At 76.2% G+C, this 21,303-nt stretch carries 1 protein-coding gene; it reads right to left on the reverse strand.

All coding sequences use genetic code 11. From position 1 onward, the window contains the following. Positions 1-96 precede the first annotated feature (96 nt). On the reverse strand, positions 97-21,249 hold the full coding sequence (locus FRANEAN1_RS29395; RefSeq protein ID WP_041254909.1) for a non-ribosomal peptide synthetase: 21,153 nt from the start codon (positions 21,247-21,249) through the stop codon (positions 97-99). Positions 21,250-21,303 lie beyond the last annotated feature (54 nt).

The raw sequence follows: 21,303 nt of genomic DNA on the forward strand, positions 1-21,303 counted from the left end.
AAATTCGATGCGGCAGGGACGGGTCCGTCGATTTGCCGCGGGCGCGATGCCCGTGCGGCGCGCGTGGCCGGGCCGCACGCGCCGCGCGCGAGCGGGTTAGCGCAGGTGCCGGGCCCGCGCAGCGAGCGCGGCCAGGGCACGCGTCCACGCCGTGGCGAGATCACCGACCGCGGATGCCGGGAGCCCGCCGGCGCCGGACGTCCACCGGGCGACCAGCCGCAGGCCGCCGGGCAGGTCGAGCGCCCGGATGATCACCGTGAGTGGGAAGGGGTCGGCGCGCTCGGAGTTCCAGCCGGCGAAGAGACCCTCGTCCTCGCGCGCGACATCCCAGTCAGCCGGCTCGGGCCGCGACCACCTGCCCTCGTAGTTCAGGTAGACCGCCGGCTGGCCGGCGCGGGCGAGGACCGGCGCCGTGCGCGGGTTCAGATGGCGCAGCAGGCCGTAGCCGCTACCGCCCCGAGGGGTCTCGGCCTTGCGCCGGTGGACGGCGACGACCGCGGCGTCCAGCGCCGCGCCGGCCGCCGGGTCGCCAAGGTCGACCGGCCGCTGATCCAGGCAGAGCGGGTGGACGTCGGCGAACCACCCCACGGTGCGGGTCAGGTCCGCCTCGTCCACCTCCGGGTCGACGCGGCCATGGCTCTGCAGGGCGACCACGAGCCCGGCGGCCTGCGTGCCCTCCCACCGGCGGCGGCAGTCGGCCACCGCCAGCGCCAGCGCGGCGAGCAGGATCTCGTCGGCCCCGACGCCCCAGGCAGCGGGCGCGACCACCAGCACGTCGCCGGCCCAGGTCTCGGGAATCGTCGCGGTTACCGCCCCGGCGTCGCGCTCGACCACCGCCGTGTCGTGCTCCGGTGCCGCCCGCTCGACCTCCGGTATCTCCGGGCGCGGTAGCGGCGCGCCGCCCTCGACAGTCCGGAGCCAGTACGCCAGCTCCGCCTCCCGCTCGGGTCGCCGGGCTTGCTCGGTGACACCCAGCGCCCACCGCCGGTAGGACGTCGACACCGGTGCGAGGGCCGGTACGCCGCCCCGGGTCAGGGCGTTCCAGGCCGCGGCGAGATCATCCAGGATGATCTGCCAGGACACCCCGTCGGTCACCAGGTGGTGCACGAGGACCAGCAGCCGGCCCGAGTTGCTGTGCCCGGCGTCGAACCAGACGACGCGGACCATCGCGCCGGCGTCGGGGTCGAGCTCCCGGTTGGCGCGGAGCGCCTCGGCGGCGAGCATCCGGTCGAGGTCGTCGTCCGCGCCCACCTCCACCCGGCGCACCCACGAGCCGACACCGGCCGGGCCGGGCGGAGGCACATCGAGGTACCACGCCTCACCGCCGTCGGCGCTGGTCGCCGGCAGGCCGTCGGGGACGGTGCCGGTCGCCGCACGCACCAGCCGGGCCCGCAGGATCTCGTGCCGCTCCGCCACCGCGGCCAGGACGGCCCGCAGCGCCGGCAGGGTGACCGAGGCCGGGACGTGCAGCAGCATGGGCGAGGAGAAACCGTCCACACCGCCGCCGGCGGCCCGCAGCGCGAGCAGCGGCGGGGTCGGCGGCACCACGCCGACGCCGTCGCTGGCCACAGCCGTGGCGACGGCACCAGGAAGCGGCCCGGCGCCGGTCGTGGCGACGGTGCCTGAGAGCGCCCCGGCCCCGGTGAGCACCGCCGCGAGCTCGGCCGGCGTCCGGTGCCGGAACACCTGGGCCGGCCGGACCACGAACCCGTCGGCCCGCAGCCGGCTGACGAGCCGCATCGAGATGATGCTGTCGCCGCCGAGGGCGAAGAAGTCGTCGTCGACGCCGACGGCGGCGGCGGCGGGCTGCCGCCCCGCCTGTTCCTCTGCCGCCGGCCCGCGACGGCTGTCGCCCAGCCCGAGGAGCTCAGCGAACAGCTCGCACAGGCGTGCCTCGGTCGCCGAGGCCGGCGCACGGTCGGCTGCCGAGAGCGCGAACCGGGGAGCCGGCAGCGCTGCCCGGTCGAGCTTGCCGTTGGGGGTCATCGGAAGCCGGCCCGGGACGAGCACCACCGCCGCCGGCACCATGTACTCGGGCAGGTACTCGGCCGCGTGCACGCGCAGCGCCGCCGGGTCGAGCCGGCCACCGCCGGGCGCCGGGCCAGTCTGCGCCGGGTCGACCGGCACGACGTAGGCGACGAGCTGGAGTGATCCAGGGCGGTCCTCCCGGGCCAGCACGACCGCCTGGCGCACGCCGGGGTGACGCATCAGCACAGACTGGATCTCGCCCGGCTCGATCCGGTAGCCACGGATCTTGATCTGGTCGTCGGCCCGGCCCAGGAAGTCCAGCACCCCGCCGGGGCGCCAGCGCGCCCGGTCGCCCGTCCGGTAGAGCCGGTCGCCCGGCCGGCCGAACGGGTCAGCGACGAACCGCTGGGCGGTCAGCGCCGGGCGTCCGAGATAGCCCCGCGCCAGCCCGCGGCCGCCGATGTAGAGCTCGCCGACCGCCCCGACCCCGACCGGCCGCAGCGCGGTATCCAGCACGTAGGCGCGGGTGTTGGGGTCGGGGACGCCGATCGGCACCGCGCCGGTCCAGTCCGGGTCCGCCTGCCACAGGGTGGAGTTGACCGTCGCCTCGGTCAGGCCGTAGGCGGCGACCACCCGCAGGTGGCTCGACCAGCGGCGCACCGTCTCGATCGGCACGGTCTCGGTGCCCACCACCAGCACCGCGCCCGCCGGCAGCGCGCAGTCCGCCGGCAACGCGGCGACCAGGGCGGGCGGCAGGATCATGTGCGTGGCGCCGTGGTCGGCGAGGTACCCGGTGAGCTCCGGCCCGGCGACGCGCCGCTGCGCCGGCACGATGATCGCGCGCCCGCCGACGCACAGCGCCATGCACAGGTCGAAGACCGCGACGTCGAACCCGACCGAGGCGAACTGCGCCACCCGGGACGTCCCGTTCACCCCGAGCCGGTCGACAGCGGTCGCGACCAGGCTGCCCACACCCTCGTGGGTGACCACCACACCCTTGGGACGTCCGGTCGAGCCCGACGTGTAGATGACGTAGGCGGCGCTGTCGAGGCTCGTGGCCACGCCGGTGCCGGGCCGGGCCGGGTCACCCGTGGCCAGCTCGGCCGCCGTCCCGGGCTCGTCGAGCAGCACGAGGTCGAGCCCGGGCGCGCCGGTGCCCGGCGCGCCCGGATCGCCCAGCGGCCCCGGCACTCCGAGCGCCCCGAGCGCCCCGAGCGCCCCGAGCGCGATCAGCTCCTCGGCGTGGCCGCGGGTGGAGACCAGCAGCCGGGCGCCCGCGTCGGAGATCATGAAGGCGACGCGGTCCGCCGGGTGGTCGAGGTCGAGCGGCAGGAAGGCGGCGCCGGTCTTCAGCACCCCCAGCAGCGCGACGACCAGGTCGGCCGAGCGCGGCACGGCGACGGCCACCACCGATTCCGGCCCCGCGCCGCGGGCGGCCAGCAGCCGGGCGAGCCGGTTCGCCCGCGCGTCGAGCTCGGCGTAGGTCAGCTCGACGTCCTCGCAGACCACGGCCACCGCCCCCGGGGTGCGGTCGGCCTGAGCCTCGAAGGCCGCCGGCCAGGTCAGCTCGGTGACCGCGCGCCCGGTGCGGTTGAACCCGGTCAGGACCAGATCCCGCTCTGCGTCGTCGAGAACGGGCAGGGCAGCCAGCGGTGCTGTCGGGGCCGCGAGCACGGCCTCGGTGAGCAGCTGCAGCCTGCGGCCGAACGACGCGGCCGTGGCGTGGTCGAAGAGGTCCGCGCTGTAGGCGAGCCCGACCGCCAGCTCGGTCGTGCCGGCCTCGGTGACGCGCTCCAGGAAGTCGAAGGAGAGGTCGAACTTGGCGGTGGCGGCGCGCACCGGCTCGGGCCGGGCCGTCACGCCCGGCAGGTCGAGCCCGGCGGCGGCGCCCGCCGCCGGCAGGTGGACGACCATCACCTGGAACAGCGGGTGCCGGGCGAGGGAGCGCGGCGGGTTGACCGCCTCGACGACCCGGTCGAACGGCAGGTCCTGGTGGTCGAAGGCCGCGAGGTCGGCGGCCCGGACTCGGCCGAGCAGCTCGCCGAAGCTCACCGGACCCGACAGGTCCGTCCGCAGCACCAGCGTGTTGAGGAAGAAGCCCACCAGGTCGTCGAGCCGCTCGTCGCCGCGGCCGGCCACCGGGCTGCCGATCGGGATGTCGTCGCCGGCCCCGAGCCGGTGTAGCAGCGTCGCGACCAGGGCCTGCAACACCATGAACAGGCTGACGTCGTGCGCCCGGGCGGTGGCCCGCAGTCGGTCGAGCAACTCGGCGTCCCAGGTCAGCTCGACGACGCCGCCGCGGTGGGACGGCTCGGCCGGCCGGGACCGGTCGGTGGGCACCGCCAGCTCGACCGGCAGCCCGGCCAGCTCGCGGCGCCAGAAGTCGCGCTGGGCCGAGGCGGGGCTGGCCGGGTCCGACTCGTCCCCCAGCAACGCGCGCTGCCAGAGGGTGTAGTCGACGTACTGCACCGGCAGCGGGGCCCATCGCGGCGCCTCGCCGCGCAGCCGGGCGCGGTAGGCGGTCGACAGGTCACGGGCCAGCGCCTGGTCCGAGCCCTCGTCGGCGGCAATGTGGTGGACCAGGAACTGGACCACGTGCAGCCGCGGGTCGAGCCGGACGGCGGTGACCCGCACCGGCAGCTCTCGCTCGAGGTCGAACACCCGTGCCGACGCGTTCTCCAGACGCCGGGCCAGGTCCCCGGCGGAGCCGAGCTCGATCAGCTCGACGTCCACCCGGGCCGCGGCGGGGTCGAGGACCCGCTGGTGGGGCACGCCGTCCGGGGCGGGGAAGACCGTGCGCAGCGCCTCGTGCCGGGTGACCACGTCGCCGACGGCGGCCCGCAGCGCACCGACGTCGAGCGGCCCTTCCAGCCGCCAGGTGACCGGGATGTTGTAGGTCGGGCTGGGCCCCTCCACCTGGCCGAGCACCCACAGCCGGGCCTGGGCGTGCGACAGCGGTGGGCGCTGCGGCCGGTCGGCGGGCGCCAGGGCGGGCCGGGCCGCGGCCACCGCCCCGTCGAGCCGGCGGGCCAGGCCCGCCACTGTCGGCTCGTCGAAGATGTCACGGGCGGAAACCTCCACGCCGAACACCGAGCGGATCCGGCTGCGCAGGCGCATCGCCAGCAGCGAGTGCCCACCCAGGGCGAAGAAGTCGTCCTCGGCGCCGATCTCCGCCGTCCCGAGAACCTCAGCCGTCCCGAGGACGGCGGCGAACTGCTCGGCGAGCAGCTCCTCGCGCGCGCCGCGCGGGCGGCGGCCGGGCCACGCCGCCGGCTCGCCGGGTGCCGGCAGGGCCGCGCGGTCCAGCTTTCCGCTGACGGTGCGCGGCAGCTCGGCCACCGCGACGAACGCGCTCGGCACGAGATGGGACGGCAGCGTCCGCGCGAGCTCGGAGCGCAGCGCGCCGAGATCGGCCACGGCGCGATCGCCCGTCGCGCGATCGGCCGCGGCGGGATCGGCCGGGCCAGGAACGGCCACGCCGGGATCGGCCGTGGCGCAAGGGCCGTCCGGGACGACGTAGGCGACCAGACGCGGGTCTCCCGCGGCGTCCTCCCGGACGATCACGGCCGCGGCGGCGACGCCGGGCAGCGCCAGCAGCGCGGCCTCGATCTCGCCGGGCTCGATCCGGAAGCCACGTACCTTGACCTGGTCGTCGACCCGTCCGAGGAAGGCCAGCGTGCCGTCGGCGCGGCGCCGCGCCCGGTCGCCGGTGCGGTACATCCGCCCGCCCGGGGCGCCGAACGGGTCGGCGACGAACCGGGTGGCGCTCAGCCCCGGCCGGCCCAGGTAGCCGCGGGCCAGGCCGTCACCGGCCAGGTACAGCTCCCCGGGCACCCCGTCCGGGACGGGCTCGAGACCGGCGTCCAGGACGAGGGCACGGGTGTTCGCGACGGGGCCGGCCGTGCCGTCACCGTGCCAGCCGTAGGCGTCGACGCTGTACTCGGTCGGGCCGTACAGGTCGTGCGCCACGACACCGGGCAGGGTGCGCAGGCGCTCCCACAGCGGCGCCGGGGTGGCCTCGCCGCCGACCGCGATCACGCCCGGCAGGTGGGCGCCGTCGAGGAACCCGAGGTGGACGAGCTCACGCAGGTATGTCGGGGTGACGTCGAGGAAGTCGATCCGCGCGTTGACCACGTACTCGGCGAGGGCCGCCGGGTCGCGCATCGTCGCTTCGTCGGCGACGTGCACGGTGTGCCCGGCGAACAGCCACAGCAGCGGCTCCCACGACCCGTCGAAGCTGAACGACGCCGCGTGGACGGCCCGCAGCGGCCCGTCGCCGCCCCACGCCGCCACCGCCGGCAGGATCAGCTCCACCTCGTGCGAGGCGAACAGGTTCGTCACGCCGCGGTGCGTGGCGACCACTGCCTTCGGACGGCCGGTGGTGCCGGAGGTGTAGATCACGTACGCGGCGTTGTCGCCGCGCAGCGCCTGGCCCGCCGGCGGGAGGCCGGCGATCGGCAGGCCGGCGGGATGGGCCGCCAGCTCGGCCTGGACGGCAGGGTCGTCGAGGACGACCACCTCCGCCCCGGTCGCCGGCAGCTGGCCGGCGAGGGCCGCGGTGGTGAGCACGAGCCGCGGCCGGGCGTCGGTGAGCAGGAAGGCCAGCCGGTCCGCGGGGTGGTCGGTGTCGATCGGGAGGTAGCACGCCCCGGCGGTCATGACGCCGAGCAGGGCGGGCACCATCCGGGCCCGGGGCAGCGCGAGCGCGACCACGTCCTCGATGCCGGCCCCGCGCCGGGCGAGCAGCCAGGCCAGGCTCCCGACCTGCTCGGCCAGCTCGGCGAAGGTCAGCTTCGTCCCGCCGGCCACCAGGGCGGGGCGGTCCGGGCTGGCCGCGGCCGCCGCGGCGAACAGGCGCACCGCGGTGGGCTGCGGCGGTTCCCGGCGCGGGCCGGTGGCGGACCGCAGGGCCCGCCGGCGCTCGTCCCCGCCGAGCAGGGCCAGCCGGCTGACCGGCCGGTCCGGGTCCCGGGCGAGCTGTCCGAGCAGGTCGACGAGCCGGTCCGCCAGCCGCCGCGCGGTGTCGGCGTCCCACACGTCGCGGGCGTACTCGACGAGCAGCGTGATCTGGTCGCTCCCGCCGCGGTCGACGAAGGTGACGTCCAGGTCGAACTTCACCGTGCCCGCCTCGGTTCGCAGCCAGGACGTCGGCAGGCCGAGCAGGGTGTGCTCGCCGTCGGCCAGGTGGTGGTAGCCGGTCATCACCTGGAAGAGCGGGTTGCGGCCCGCCGAGCGGCGCGGGTTGACAGCCGCGACCACGTCTTCGAAGGGCAGGTCGGCGTGGTCGAACGCGGCCAGGTCCGTCTCGCGGGTGCGGGCCAGCAGCTCGGCGAACGTCGGGTCGGCGGAGAGGTCCGAGCGCAGCACCAGCGTGTTGACGAAGAACCCGACGAGGTGGTCGAGCGCGGTGTCGGTGCGGCCGGCGATCGGCACGCCGAGCGGGATGTCGTCACCGGCGCCGAGGCGGTGCAGCAGGGTGGCCGTCGAGGCGTGCGCGAGCATCGACATGCTGGCGCCGGTCCGCGCGCACAGGCCGCGCAGGGCCGTCACGGTGGCGGCGGGCAGCTCGCGGGCCTCCCGGCCGCCGGCGCCGTCGCGCACCGCCGGGCGCGGCCGGTCCAGCGGCAGCTCGATCTCCGCCGGGATGCCCCGCAGCGCCTGCTCCCAGTAGGCGAGCTGGCGGCCCGCCGGCGACGACGGGTCGGCCGGCTCGCCGAGCAGCTCCCGCTGCCAGAGGGTGTAGTCGGCGTACTGCACCGGCAGCGGATCCCAGTCCGGCTCCCGGCCCGCACGGCGCGCGGCGTAGGCGGCGTCGAGGTCCTCCAGGAACGGCCGGTCCGACCACTCGTCGGTCGCGATGTGGTGCAGGACCACGGCAAGCACCGACTCGGCGGGGCTGGTCCGGAACACGGCCAGCCGCAGGGGCGGGTCGGTCCGCAGGTCGAACGGTTCGGCGACGAACCGCTCGACGAGGCGCGCAAGCTCATCCGGCTCAAGGGGGCGCTCCGGGCCGTCCAGGCTCGGTTCGGCGGCCGGGCCCGTCTCCGCGCCGGCGCTCGGAGCGCCCGGGCACGCGGGGGCGACGTCGACGAACCGGACCTCGGGACCTGCCTCGGCGGGGTCGAGGATCCGCTGGTAGTCCTCGCCGTCGTGCTCCGCGATGACGGTCCGCAGGATCTCGTGCCGGGCCGCGACGTCCGCGGCGGCGGCGCGCAGCGCGTCCAGGTCGATCTCGCCGCCCAGCCGGATCACCAACGGGTAGTTGTACGCGTTCGTCCCGCCCGCGACGCGGTCCACCAGCCACAGCCGGCGCTGGGCCGGCGAGAGCGGGATGCGCTCCGGGCGGTCGGCGGGGACCAGCGGCGGCCGGCTCGACACGGCGGGCTCGTCACCGGCGGCGCCGACCCGGGCCGCGAGCGCGGCCACCGTCGGGGCCTCGAACAGGTCACGGATCGCCAGGTCCGCGCCGAACGCGGCGCGGGCCCGGCTGACCAGGCGAGTGGCCAGCAGCGAGTGGCCGCCGAGCGCGAAGAAGTCATCCTCGACGCCGACCTCGGGCAGCCCGAGCACCTCGGCGTACAGCTCGCAGAGCGTGACCTCCGCCGGTGACGACGCCGGGCGCGAGGCCACCAGGGCCACGGCGGGATCGGCCGGGGGCAGGCTGGCGACGTCCAGCTTGCCGTTGGCGGTGCGCGGGATCTCGCTCAGCGTGACGTAGGCGGCCGGCACCATGTAGTCGGGCAGGGCGGTGGTGAGGTCGGCGCGCAGCAGCGCCGCCAGCGCCGCGGCACCGCGGGCCGCGGTCGGGTCGTTGGCGAGTGGCGGCGCGGCCTCGCCGCCCGCCGGGTCCGGCAGGTAGCCGTCCACGCGGGGGCCCGCGCCGACGTCGACCGCGCGCACGAACACCGCGTCCAACAGGCCGGGACCGGCCGCGGACAGGGTGAGGTGCTGCTCGTAGCCGAGCCGGTCGGCGAGCGCGAACAGCTCCTCGGGGTCGACCGTGTGCTCAGCGTCGACCGCGCACTCGGGCGCGGCGGCACCGCCCGGGACGTCCCGCCCGGCGACCCGGGCCGCGAGGGCGAGCTCGCCGGCCACCCGCGCGTCGGGGATCGCCGCGACCCGCAGCATCGGCGGGCGGCGGTCACGCAGATGCGCCTCGATCGCGTCGGTACCGGCGACCTGATGCCCCCAGACCAGCACGGGGGCCTCACCGAGACGCACCGGCGGCGCGGCGGGCCGGCGCAGCACGACGTCGAACCGGTGCCGGGTGAGCTCGTTGTGGAACGAGCCCCGCTTGACCCGCAGCGAGAGCTCGGCGCCGGTCTCGCTGGCGAGCGCGGTGAAGAACTCCGGCGCCAGCACCAGCTCCTTGTCGAGCCGGACCCGGCGGTCGACGGCCGGCGCGAGCCGGGCGAGGTCGGCGTCACGCAGGCCGCCCGCGGGCTCGGCGAGCCCGCCGGGACCGGGCCGGCTCACCTCGATCGCGATGTGGAAGGCCCGCAGCCTGGCGAGGTTGCGTACGTCCCCGACGAAGAGGGCGCCGCCGGGGGCGAGCAGCTCCAGCGCGGCGCGCAGCACCCCGCGCAGGTACTCGGGGCTGGGAAAGTACTGCACCACCGAGTTGATCACGATGGTGTCGAAGAGCCCGGCCGGCAGGCCGTCGGTGACGTGCGCCGGCTGGCAGCGCAGCTCCAGGCCGGCGAAGCGGGGGTCACCGGCGGTCTCGGCCCGGAGCTTGTCGATCACCGGGGCGGCGAAGTCCGTCCCCCAGTAGCTGTCGCACTCCGGCGCGAGCTGGCCGAGCAGCAGACCGGTGCCGACGCCGATCTCCAGGATGCGACGCGGGGCGAGCTCGCGGATGCGCTCGACGGTCGCCGCCCGCCACTGCCGCATGTGCTCCAGCGCGATGGGCTGCCCGTCGTAGCTGGAGTCCCAGCCGGCGAAGTCCTCGCGGTGCACCGCGGTCGGGATCTGCACGTACTCGTCGCTGTAGACCTGGCGCCACTCACCGACCTGGTCGGCCTCGACGGCGGCCCGGTCGGCGGCGGTCAGCTCCGCGGGCACGACGTAGGCGACCAGCCGCCGGGTTCCCGGCGCCCCGGTGTCATCGGCCGCGACGACGGCGGCCTGGCTGACCCGCGGATGACGGTCGAGCGCCGCGGTGATCTCCCCGAGCTCCACCCGGTAGCCGCGGATCTTGACCTGTTCGTCGGTGCGGCCGAGGAAGTCGAGGTTCCCGTCAGCGGCGCCGCGCACGACCAGGTCACCGGTGCGGTACATCCGCCCGCCGGGGACCCGCGGGTCGGCGACGAAGCGGGTGGCGGTCAGGGCGAAGCGGTCGAGGTAGCCCCGGGCCAGGCCGTCGCCGGCGATGTAGAGCTCGCCCGGGACCCCGTCGGGCACCGGGTGCAGCCAGCCGTCCAGGACGTAGGCGCGGGTGTTGCGGATGGGCCGGCCGACGGTCGGCGTCGGGCTGTCGGCGGTGCCGGCGCCCAGAGTGTTGATCGTGTACTCGGTGGGGCCGTACAGGTTGTACCCGGCGGTGTCCGCGGTGTCGCGCAGCCGGTTCCACACCGCCTCCGAGACCGCCTCGCCGCCGAGCATGACCAGCGGCGGCCGGTGCCGGCCGTCCTCGGCGCGGTCGAGCAGGCCGAGCTCGAACAGGTGGTGGGCGTAGGTGGGCGTCACGTTCACCACGTCCACTTGGTGGGCGTCGCAGTAGGCGACGAGGGCCTCGGCGTCACGGCGCAGGTTCTCGTCGCACACATGCACCTCGTGGCCCTCGACGAGCCAGAGCAGCTCCTCCCAGGACATGTCGAAGGCGAAGGAGACGGTGTGCGCGATCCGCAGCCGGCGCCCGCCGGCCGCCGCCACCGCGGGGGCGAAAATCTCCTCGCGGTGGTTGAGCTGCATGTTGGTCAGTCCCCGGTAGGGGGTCACCACTCCCTTCGGACGCCCGGTCGACCCCGAGGTGTAGATGACGTAGGCGGGGTGGTCGAGGCGGTCGGCGCGGTCCCGGGCGAACAGCCCGAGCTCGGCGTCGGACAGCTCTCCGGCGCCGGTGGCTGCGAGCTCCGCGGCCATCGCGGGGTCGTCGAGCAGCAGTCTCGGTACCGGCTCGTCGGGCCCGGCGCCGGCGCCGTCCAGGTAGGCGGCGGTGGCATCGGTCGCCACCAGCAGCGCCGCCCCGGCGTCGGCGACCATGCCGAGCAGGCGGGCGGGCGGGTGGTCGAGCTCCAGGGGCAGGTAGGCGGCCCCGGTGCGCAGCACCGCGAACAGCGCCACCACCATGTTCACCGAGCGGCCGAGCCCCAGCGCGACGACCGTCTCCGGGCCGGCGCCGCGCGCGAGCAGCAGCCGGGCCATCCAGTTGACCCGCGCGTCCAGGTCGGCGTAGCTGACGCGCTCGTCGCCGAACACCAGCGCGGTGAGATCGGGCGTGCGGGCGACCTGCGCGGCGAGCATGTCGGCGACGGTCTCGGTGCCGACCGGGAGGAACGGCTCGGCCCACCTCGCCGCGAGCTCCGCCCGCTCGGCCGGCAGCAGCACCTCGACCGACCCGACCGGGACGGTGACGTCCCGGACCAGCTCGTCGAGCAGCCCGCGGAACCGGTCGAACAGCGCCGCAGCCCGCTGCGCGCCGACGACGTCCGGCCGGTACTCCAGGCGCATCGTGATCCGCGTGCCGGGGAACAGCACGAACGTCAGCGGGTAGTGCGTGTGGTCGATGCTGGTGCCGCCGGTGATCCCGAACCGGTCGCTGCTCTGCTCGGTGGCCACCTCGTCGATGAAGTTCTGCAGCACGTACAGCGTGTCGAACAGCTGCGTGCGGCCGCTGGCGCGCTGGATGTCGCCGAGCCCCAGGTACTCGTGGTCCATCACGTCGACCCGCTGGTCCTGGACCCGGCGGAGCAGGTCCAGCACCGACTCACGCGGGTCCAGCCGCACCCGGACGGGCACGGTGTTCAGGAACAGGCCGATCACCTCGTCGATGCCCTCGACGTCGGTGGGCCGACCGGCCACCGTGGTGCCGAACACGACGTCGTCGGAGCCGACGGCGTTGCCGAGGACGAGCGCCAGCGCGGCGTTGAACACCGTGTTGACGGTGATGCCGTGGCGGCGGGAGAGCTCCCGCACCGCGCGCGCCGTCGACTCGGCCAGCTCGGTGGTGATCCGCTCGGGCTCGATCGGCGGCAGCCCGCGGGCCTCGGGCACCACCAGCGTCGGGCCGTCGAGGTCGGCGAGCGCGGCCCGCCATGCCTCCTCGGCGCCCGCGGTGTCCCGGGCCCGCAGCCAGACCAGGAAGTCGCGGTAGGAGGCGGCCGGGACGGGCAGCCCCTCGTCACCGCCGCCACGTTCGTAGAGCCCGAGGAGCTGGTCGATGACCAGGGCGCCAGACCAGCCGTCCCAGACCAGCACCTGCCGGTTGAAGACCAGCCGGTCGTGGTCGGGGCCGAGGCGCAGCAGGGTGAGCCGCCACAGCGGCGGGTTGGAGATGTCGAAGGGGCGCTCCCGGTCGCGGCGCGCCAGCAGCTCGGCCTGCTCGGCCCGCTCGGCAGCGGGCAGGCCGGTGAGGTCGGTCTCCTCCAGCGGCGCGGGCAGCTCGGTGACGACGAACTGCAGCGGCGCGGGCAGCCCGTCGCCGAGGAAACCGGCGCGCAGCGTCGGGTTGCGCCGCATGAACGTCTCGCAGGCGCGGCGCAGCCGGTCTACGTCGAAACGGTGGCCGAAGTCGAGCGCGAACTGGGCGGTGTAGGCGTCGCTGGAGCGGTCGAAGGCGGAGTGGAAGAACAGGCCCTCCTGCAACGGCGAGAGCGGCCAGATCTCGGCGACGGGCCCCGGGCTCACCCGCTCGACCCGCGCCCGCTCGGCCGGCGACAGCTCGACCAGGTCACCGGTCGCTGCCGGGCCGGCGGCGCCGTCCGCACCGGTGACGGCGGCCGGACCAGCGGTGTCAGCCTGGGCAGCGGCGCCAGCCAGGACGGCATCGTCGGCCAGGCCGGCCAGGCCGTCGAGCGCGGCCAGCCAGGCGGTGGCCAGGGCGCCGGCCGCGGTCCGGTCGATTACCGTGGTGAGGTAGGTGAGGGTGGTCCGCAGCACGGGCCCGTCAGGCGTCTGGACGCTGACGGCGTCCACGGTCAGCGGGTAGGCGACGCCCATGGCCGGGTCGGGCTCGGCGGCGAGGGCGTCGAGCTCCGGTGCCGGCGCCCAGGCGTCGGCCGCGTCTGCGCCGAACCGCCCGAGATAGTTGAACAGGACCTCCGGGTGCTCCGCCCCGGCGAGCACCGGCGCCGCGGCCGCGTTGGCGTAGCGCAGCAGCCCGAACCCGGCCCCGCCGTCGGGGATCTCGCGCAGCCGGCCCGCCACGGCCTCGAGCGTGCCCGCCAGCCCGCCGGACGCCAGCCCGCCGGAGGCCGGATCGCCGGAGGCCGGATCGCCGGAGGCCGGCAGCCGGACGGGTGAGATGGCGGTGAACCAGCCGACCGTCCGGGAGAGGTCGACCTCGGGCGCGATCGGGTCGCGGCCGTGGCGCTCGAGATCCACGAGCAGGTCGGACGATCCGTCCCAGCCCCGCTCGCGGCGCCAGCCGGTGACGGCGGCACGCAGCGCGGCGAGCAGCACCGCGGTGACGTCGGTTCCCGCCGCCGCGGGAACGGAGGTGAGCAGCGGCGCGGTGGCTCGCGCGGGCAGCTCCACGACGAGGCGGTCGGTGTCGGCGATCGTGTCGGCCGCGGCGGGGGCCGCTCCGGGAGCCGCCGCGGCGCCGGTCGCAGCCGCGGCGCCGGTCGACGGGGCGCCGCCCAGCAGCCGACCGCCCGGGGCGAGGGTCGCCGTCCAGTGCGCGAGCTCGGCGAGGCGGGCCGGGTCCTGGGCACGTTCGGCGGTGATCCGGGCGAACGCGCGCAGCGAGGTCCCGACCGGGTCCAGGTGGGGAGCTCGCCCGGCGAGCACGGCCGCGAAGGCGGTCCGCAGGTCGGCGAGCAGGACCCGCCAGGAGACCCCGTCGACGACGAGGTGGTGTGCGACCAGCAGCAGCCGCCCGGGCTGGTCGGAGCCGGCGTCGAGCCAGCTCACCCGCAGCATCGCGCCGGCCTCGGGGTCGAGCCCGTCGGCCGCGGCGGCCGACTCGGCCGCGACGGCGGCGCGCAGGCCGGCCTCGTCGAGGCCGGCGATGTCCACCCGACGCAGCAGGTCGCCGGCACGCGCCGAACCGACCGGCAGGGTCTCCAGCAGCCACAGCGCGGGCGACGGGCGCAGCAGCCGGGCCCGCAGCGCGTCGTGCTGGTCGAGCAGGGCCTGGACGGCGCCCCGCAGCAGGTCCACGGTGGCGCCGGCCGGCGTCGAGACCAGCATGGCCTGGTTGAAACGGCGCACCGGCCCGCCCCAGCTCGCCAGCCGGGAGACGATCGGGAGCGGGGTGAACACGCCGATCGCCTCGGGATCGGCACCCAGGCCCGTTCCCGCTCCGCCAGGGCGGTCAGGCGCGGCGCCAGGTCCGGCGAATGCGGCCGGCCCGTCGGGCGCGGTGGAAACGGCGGAGGCGGCGGGCTCGGTGAGGGCCGCGAGCTTGGCCGGGGTGCGGTGGGTGAAGACGTCCCGGGGCGTGAAGCCGACCTGTTCGCGCCGGGCACGGTTGACGAGCTGGATCGCGCTGATGCTGTCGCCGCCGAGGGTGAAGAAGTCGTCGTCGACCCCCACCTCGTCCAGGCCGAGAACGCCCGCGAACACCGCGCACAGCGTTCGCTCCCGCTCGGTGCGGGCGCGGGTGCCGGTGGAGACGCTCGCCAGATCCGGCGCCGGCAGGGCGGCGCGGTCGAGCTTGCCGTTGCCGGTGAGCGGGAAGGCGTCCAGCGCCAGCACGGCAACCGGCACCATGAACTCGGGGAGCATGGCGGCGGCGTGCCGGCGCAGCTCCTCGGAGTCGACCCGGCGCCCCGGCGCGGCCACGACGTAACCGACCAGCCGCCGCTGCCCCGGCTGGTCCTCCCGGGCCAGCACCACGGCCTGCTCCACCGCCGGGTGGGTCGCGATCGCCGCCTGGATCTCGCCGAGCTCGATGCGGAAGCCTCGCACCTTGACCTGGTCGTCGGCCCGGCCGAGGTACTCGAAGCCGCCGTCGGCGGTTCGGCGGGCGAGGTCGCCGGTGCGGTACATCCGGGCACCCGGCCCTCCGAACGGGTCCGCGACGAAGCGGGTGGCGGTGAGACCGGGCCGGCCCAGGTAGCCGCGGGCGAGCTGCCCGCCGCTGACGTACAGCTCGCCGAGGCCGCCCGGCGCCACCGGCCGCAGGTGCTGGTCGAGGACGTGCACCCGCAGCCCCGGGATGGGCCCGCCGACCAGGCTGGCCCGCGCCGCCGCGACGACGGCCTCGTCCAGCCGCAGGTAGGTGACGTGCACCGTCGTCTCGGTGATGCCGTACATGTTGACGAGCACCGGGGCGTCGTCGCGGTGGCGGGCGTACCAGGCGGGCAGCCGGCCGAGGTCGAGCGCCTCGCCCCCGAACACGACGTACCGCAGCGCCAGCTCCGCCGGGTCCTCCCCGCCCGCCCGGTCGGCCTCGATGAGCTGGCTGAACGCCGACGGGGTCTGGCTGAGCACGGTCACCGACTCCCGCCGGAGCAGGTCCAGGAACAGCTCCGGCGACCGCGAGACGTGGTGGTCGACGACGACCAGGCGGCCGCCGTACAGCAGCGGGCCCCACAGCTCCCAGACGGAGAAGTCGAACGACGCGGAGTGGAACATCGTCCACACGTCGGTCTCGTCGAAGCCGAACCACGGCTGGGTGTGCGCGAACAGCCTGGTGACCGTCTGGTGCGGGACGACAACGCCCTTGGGACGTCCCGTCGAGCCCGAGGTGTAGATCACGTAGGCCGCGTTCTCCGGCCGGGCCCGGCCGGCGGCGGGCAGCCGGGCCGGGGACTGCTCCGCGAGCGCGGCCACGACCGGCGGCGCGTCCAGCGCGATCATCGGCACCCGGGTGCGCGCGGGCAGGGCCGGCAGAGCCTCGGCGGAGGTCACCAGGCACACCGGTGCCGCGTCGGAAAGCATGAAGGCGAGCCGGTCGGCGGGGTAGGCGGTGTCGAGCGGCAGGTAGGCCGCGCCCGCCTTCTGCACCGCGAGCAGGGCGACGACCAGGTCGATCGAGCGCGGCAGCGCCACGGCGACGAGCGACTCCGGCTCCACCCCGCGGGTGGCCAGCAGGCGGGCGAGGCGGTTCGCGGCGGCGTCCAGCTCGGCGTAGGTCAGCCGCCGCTCGCCCCAGGTGACCGCGACGGCGTCGGGAACCCGCGCCGCCTGGGCCTCGAACAGCTCGGGAAGTGTCGTGTCGGTCGCCCACGCACCGGTCGGCTCGTCCTCCTCCGGACGGGTCGCGGCCGGGGCGGCGCCTACAGTGCCGGCGGGCGCCACGGACCCGGCGGGCGCGCCGATGGCGCCGACGGGCTTGTCCGGATCTGCGATGGCCGCGGCGAGCAGGTCCAGGAGCTGGTCGGCGAGCGCGGTGACGGTAGCCCCGGAGAGCAGCTCCGGCCGGTAGCCGAAGGTGATACGCAGCCGCTCCCCCGGGATCACCCGGATCGTCAGCGGGTAGTGCGTGGCGTCGTGGCCGTCCAGGCCCTCCAGGCGCAGGCCGCTGTCCGGCCCGAGCAGGCCGGCCGGGTCGAACGGGTAGGACTCCAGCACGAACAGGGTGTCGAACAGCTCGGGCAGCCCCACGGCCGCGTGGATGTCGGCCAGGCCCAGGTGGTGGTGCTCGAGGGTCGCCGTCTGGTCGGCGCGCACCCGGTCGAGCAGGCCCACGAAGCTCTCGGCCGGGTCGAGGGTGACGCGGACGGGCACCGTCGCGAGCAGCAGTCCGATCATCTCCGCGGCGCCGGGCAGCTCCGCCGGCCGGCCGGCCACCGACGTCCCGAACACGACGTCGTCGCGCCCGACCGCGCGGCCGAGCACGACCGCCCACGCGGCGCGCAGCACGGTGTTGAGGGTGAGCCCGCGCTCGCGGACGAAGGTTCCCAGGCCGGCGGTCAGGGCGGCGTCGGCGTGACGTTCCACCGCGGCGGTCACCCCGCCGTCCACCGTGTCCCACTGATCCACGGCCTGATCTGGAGCCTGCTCGGGGACCTGGTCCGGGGCGTGGGCCGCGGTCTGGGCCGGGGTGCCCGGGCGGGCGGTGGCCGCGGCCAGCAGCGTCGGCTCGGTGACGCCGGCCAGCGCGGCGGCCCAGGCCCGCCGGGAGGCGTCCCGGTCCCGGCCGGCCAGCCAGCGCAGGTATTCCCAGTAGGACGGCGCCGGCGGCAGCGCGGCGGCCGGCCCGTCCGCCTGTGCCTGTGACTGTGACTGTGCGAGCTCGTACCGGCGGAACAGCTCACGCAGCAGCAGCGGGACGGACCAGCCGTCGAGCACCACGTGGTGCGGGCTCAGCACGAGCCGCCAGGCGTCCGGGCCGGTGCGCAGCAGCAGGAAGCGCACCAGCGGCGGCGCCGTGAGGTCGAAGGGGGTCTGCCGGTCGGCCCGTCCCAGCCGCTCGGCCTCCGCCAGCGCCTCGGCCCGCGGCCAGCCCGCGAGGTCGACCTCCGTCCACACCTCGTCGAAGGCGGCCGGCGCGAGATCGGCCAGCACGATCTGGACGGGCGCGTCGCCGTCGTACAGGAAGGCGGTGCGCAGGTTCTCGTGCCGCTCGAACAGGGCCCGGCCCGCCGCGCGCAGGCGGGCCGGGTCGAGCCGTCCACGCAGGTCGACGACGAACTGCAGGATGTAGGCGTCGGAACCGGCCGCGCCGGGAACCGTCCCGGACCCGTCGCCGAGCAGCGAGTGGAAGACCAGGCCGGCCTGCAGCGGCGACACGGGCCGGACACCGGTCAGATCCGGGTACCGGGCCCGCCAGCGCTCCAGGTCGACGGCGCTCACCCCGGCGAGATCCGCGTCGAGGGCTGTGTCGGCGGGCGGTGGCACAGTGGCCTGTTCCGCCGCGGCGGCGAGGGACGCCGGGGTGGGGTGGCGGAAGATGTCCGGCAGCACGCAGGCCAGGCCGGCGGCGCGGGCACCGGCGACCACCTGGAACGCCAGGATGCTGTCGCCGCCGAGGTGGAAGAAGGAGTCGTCGGCACCGACCCGCTCGACACCCAGAACCGTCCCGAACAGATCGCAGAGCAGCGACTCGGCGGCGGTGGCCGGCGCCCGCGACCCGGCCGCCGCGGCGAAGTCCGGCCGGGGTAGCCCGCGCCGGTCAAGCTTCCCGTTCGGCGTGGTCGGCAGGGCCGCCAGCTGGACGAACGCTCCCGGCACCATGTGCTCCGGCAGGGCCGCCGCCAGGTGCTCACGCAGCAGCGCCGGGTCGACCACGGTCCCCGGCGCGGCCGGCACCACGTAGGCGACGAGGTGCCGCCCCGCCGGGCCGTCGTCCCGGGCCACCACCGCGCAGCGCGCCACCGCGGGATGCCGCCCGAGCACCGCCTCGACCTCGCCCGGCTCGATCCGGAACCCGCGCACCTTGACCTGGTCGTCGACCCGGCCGAGGACGTCCAGCTCGCCGTCGGCGGTCCAGCGCGCCAGGTCGCCGGTGCGGTAGAGCCGCCCCCCGGCGCTGAAGGGGTCGGCGACGAAGCGGGACGCGGTCAGGCCGGGCCGGCGCAGGTAGCCGTCCGCGACGCCCGCCCCGCCGATGTACAGCTCGCCGGGCATGCCGGGGGCGACCGGGGCCAGCGCGGTGTCCAGCAGGTAGACCTGGGTCGAGCGGATCGGACGGCCCACGGTCGGCCGTCCGTCGCCGGCGACCGGGCCGGCCGTCGACCAGATCGTCGTCTCGGTCGGCCCGTACAGGTTCACGACCTCATCGGCCCGTTCGGCGAGCGTGGCCGCCACCGCCGGCGGCAGGCCCTCTCCGCCGCTGAGCACGCGCACCCCGGGGAAGCGGTCGTCGCTCGCCGCCAGGATCGACTGCCACATCGAGGGGGTGGCCTGCGCGACGGTGATCCCGCCGCCCGCCAGCAGCGCCGCCAGCGCGGTCGGGTCACGGGCCTCGTCCTGGCCGGCCAGGTGGACGGTGGCGCCGGCGGTGAGCGGGGCGAGCAGTTCCAGCGCCGCGATGTCGAACGACAGCGTCGTCAGTGCCAGCACCCGGTCGCCGTCACCCAGCTGGAACTGGTCGACCATGCTGGCCAGGAAGTTCGTCAGCGCGCGGTGCGGCACCACCACGCCCTTGGGACGCCCGGTCGAGCCGGACGTGTAGATGACGTAGGCGGCGCTTCCCAGCTCCGCCGGGACCGCGGCCGCGGCCGGCGGTTCGGGCACCGACCCGAACTCGGTCCCGAACTCGGTCCCGGCCTCGGGCCCGGCGGCCGGCCCGTTGACGAGGACGACGGTGACGCCGGCGGGGATGGGCAGCGTCGCAGCGAGCTCGCGGGTGGTGATGAGCAGCGAGGGCGCGGCGTCCTCGAGGACGAGCGTGATCCGGTCGGCCGGGTACCCCGGGTCCACCGGCAGGTAGGCGGCGCCGGCGCGGGTCACCCCCGCCAGGGCCACGACGAGGTCGAGCGTGCGCGGGAGCGCCAGCGCGACGATGGCGCCCGGGCCGGTGCCCAGGCCGCGCAGCTGGTAGGCGAGCGCGTCGGCCCGTCCGACCAGCTCGCCGTAGGTCAGGGTGCCGCCGGACGTGACGACGGCGGCGTGCCCGGGAGCGCGCGCGGCGCGCCGCGCGAGCAGCTCGGCCCAGGTCGCGTCGGGGCTCGGCGCCGCGGTGTTGTTCCAGTCGACCAGCGTCCGCCGGCGCTCGGAATCGGTGAGCAGGTCGACGGCGGCGAGCGGCCGCCGCGGATGGCGCGTCGCATGGTCGAGGAACGTCTCGAGGTGGCGGAGCACGGCGCCGGCCGAGCCGGCGGTGACCGCGGCGGTGAGGAACCCGGCCTCCAGATCGAGCTGGTCGGCCCCGATCTCCACGGTGACTCCCAGCGGGAACTGGGCGTCACCGGTGTGCAGCGGCCGGCGCGCGCCGCTCAGCTCGCGCGCGCCGAGGTGCTCGGCAGCGGCCGTCCGCACGGCGAACAGGGTGGTGAACACGCTCGAGACGCCGTCGGAGCGGTCCGGGTTGACCGCGCGGACGACGTCCTCCAGGTCGACGTGCTGGTGGGCGAAGGCGCCGCGGCAGGTCTCGCTGGTCCGCGCGAGCAGGTCCCGGAAGGAGTCGCCGGGGCGGACCCGCACCCGCAGCGCGACCGTGTTGCCGAAATAGCCGATGAGGCGGTCGGCGCCGGGCTGGTCCCGGTTGACCACGGGAGAGCCGACCACGATGTCGGTGGCCCCGGTGTGCCGGTGCAGCACCGCGGCGAAGGCCGCCAGCAGCACCATGAAGGGCGTGGCGCCGTGCTCGGCCGCGAACGCGCGCACCCGCCGCCCGAGCCCGGCCGCCGCCTGGTGGACGACCTGGCCGCCCGGGTCGGCCAGTTTGCCCGGGTCGGCCAGTTTGCCCGGGTCGGCCGGTTTGCCCGGGTCGGCCCCGGCGGCGGTGGCGGCCGCCACGGGCTCGCCGCCGGGGAGCCGCAGCGGCTCGGGCAGCGCGGTGAGCTGGCCGCGCCAGTAGTCCAGCGCCGCCGGGTCGGGGTCCTGCGCGTCAGCGCCCCTGGGTTGCCCGGCCACGTCGATGTACTGCGCCGTCCGCTCGTCGGCGGGCAGCGGGCCGTCGCCGGCCCGGAGGTTGTCGTAGTGGGCGAACAGCTCCCGGAAGAAGATCTCCCAGGACGCGTCGTCCCAGGCCACGTGATGGGCGACCACCACGAGGACGAACCGGTCGGCGGCGAGCCTGATCAGCGTCACCCGCAGCGGCGAGGAGCTGGTGAGGTCGAAGGGACGGCGGGCCGCGTGCCGCGCAATCTCGTCGGCGAGCCGCTCCCGGCTGGCCGAGGGCTCCCCGGAGACGTCGTGGCTCGACCACTGCGGGTCCAGCTCGGCGTGGACGACCTGCTCGGGCCGGCCACCGGCGGGCACCCGGTAGGTCGTGCGCAGGATCTCGTGACCGCGCGCGACGGCGCGCAGGGCCGCGTGCAGCGCGTCGGCGTCGACCGGACCGGTGAGGTCGAAGGAGGCGGCGACGTTGTACGCGGCGCTGGACGGGTCGAGCTGCTGCAGGAACCACATCCGGAGCTGGCCCGGGCTGAGCGGATGGCCCTGGCCGGGCACCCGCCGGCCGCGCACGGGCGGCGCCGCCGGGTCGGTGGCGGCGAGCTGTTCCGCCGCGAGGCGGCGACGGAGCAGCTCGCGCTTGCGCTCCTGGGTCTCGGGGCTGGCCACGTGTCCACTACCTCCGGATGCGACGCGGGCGAGCCGCGCGGACCCCGCCGCCCG

This window comes from Parafrankia sp. EAN1pec, assembly GCF_000018005.1.
GTDB classification, from domain to species: Bacteria; Actinomycetota; Actinomycetes; order Frankiales; family Frankiaceae; genus Parafrankia; species Parafrankia soli.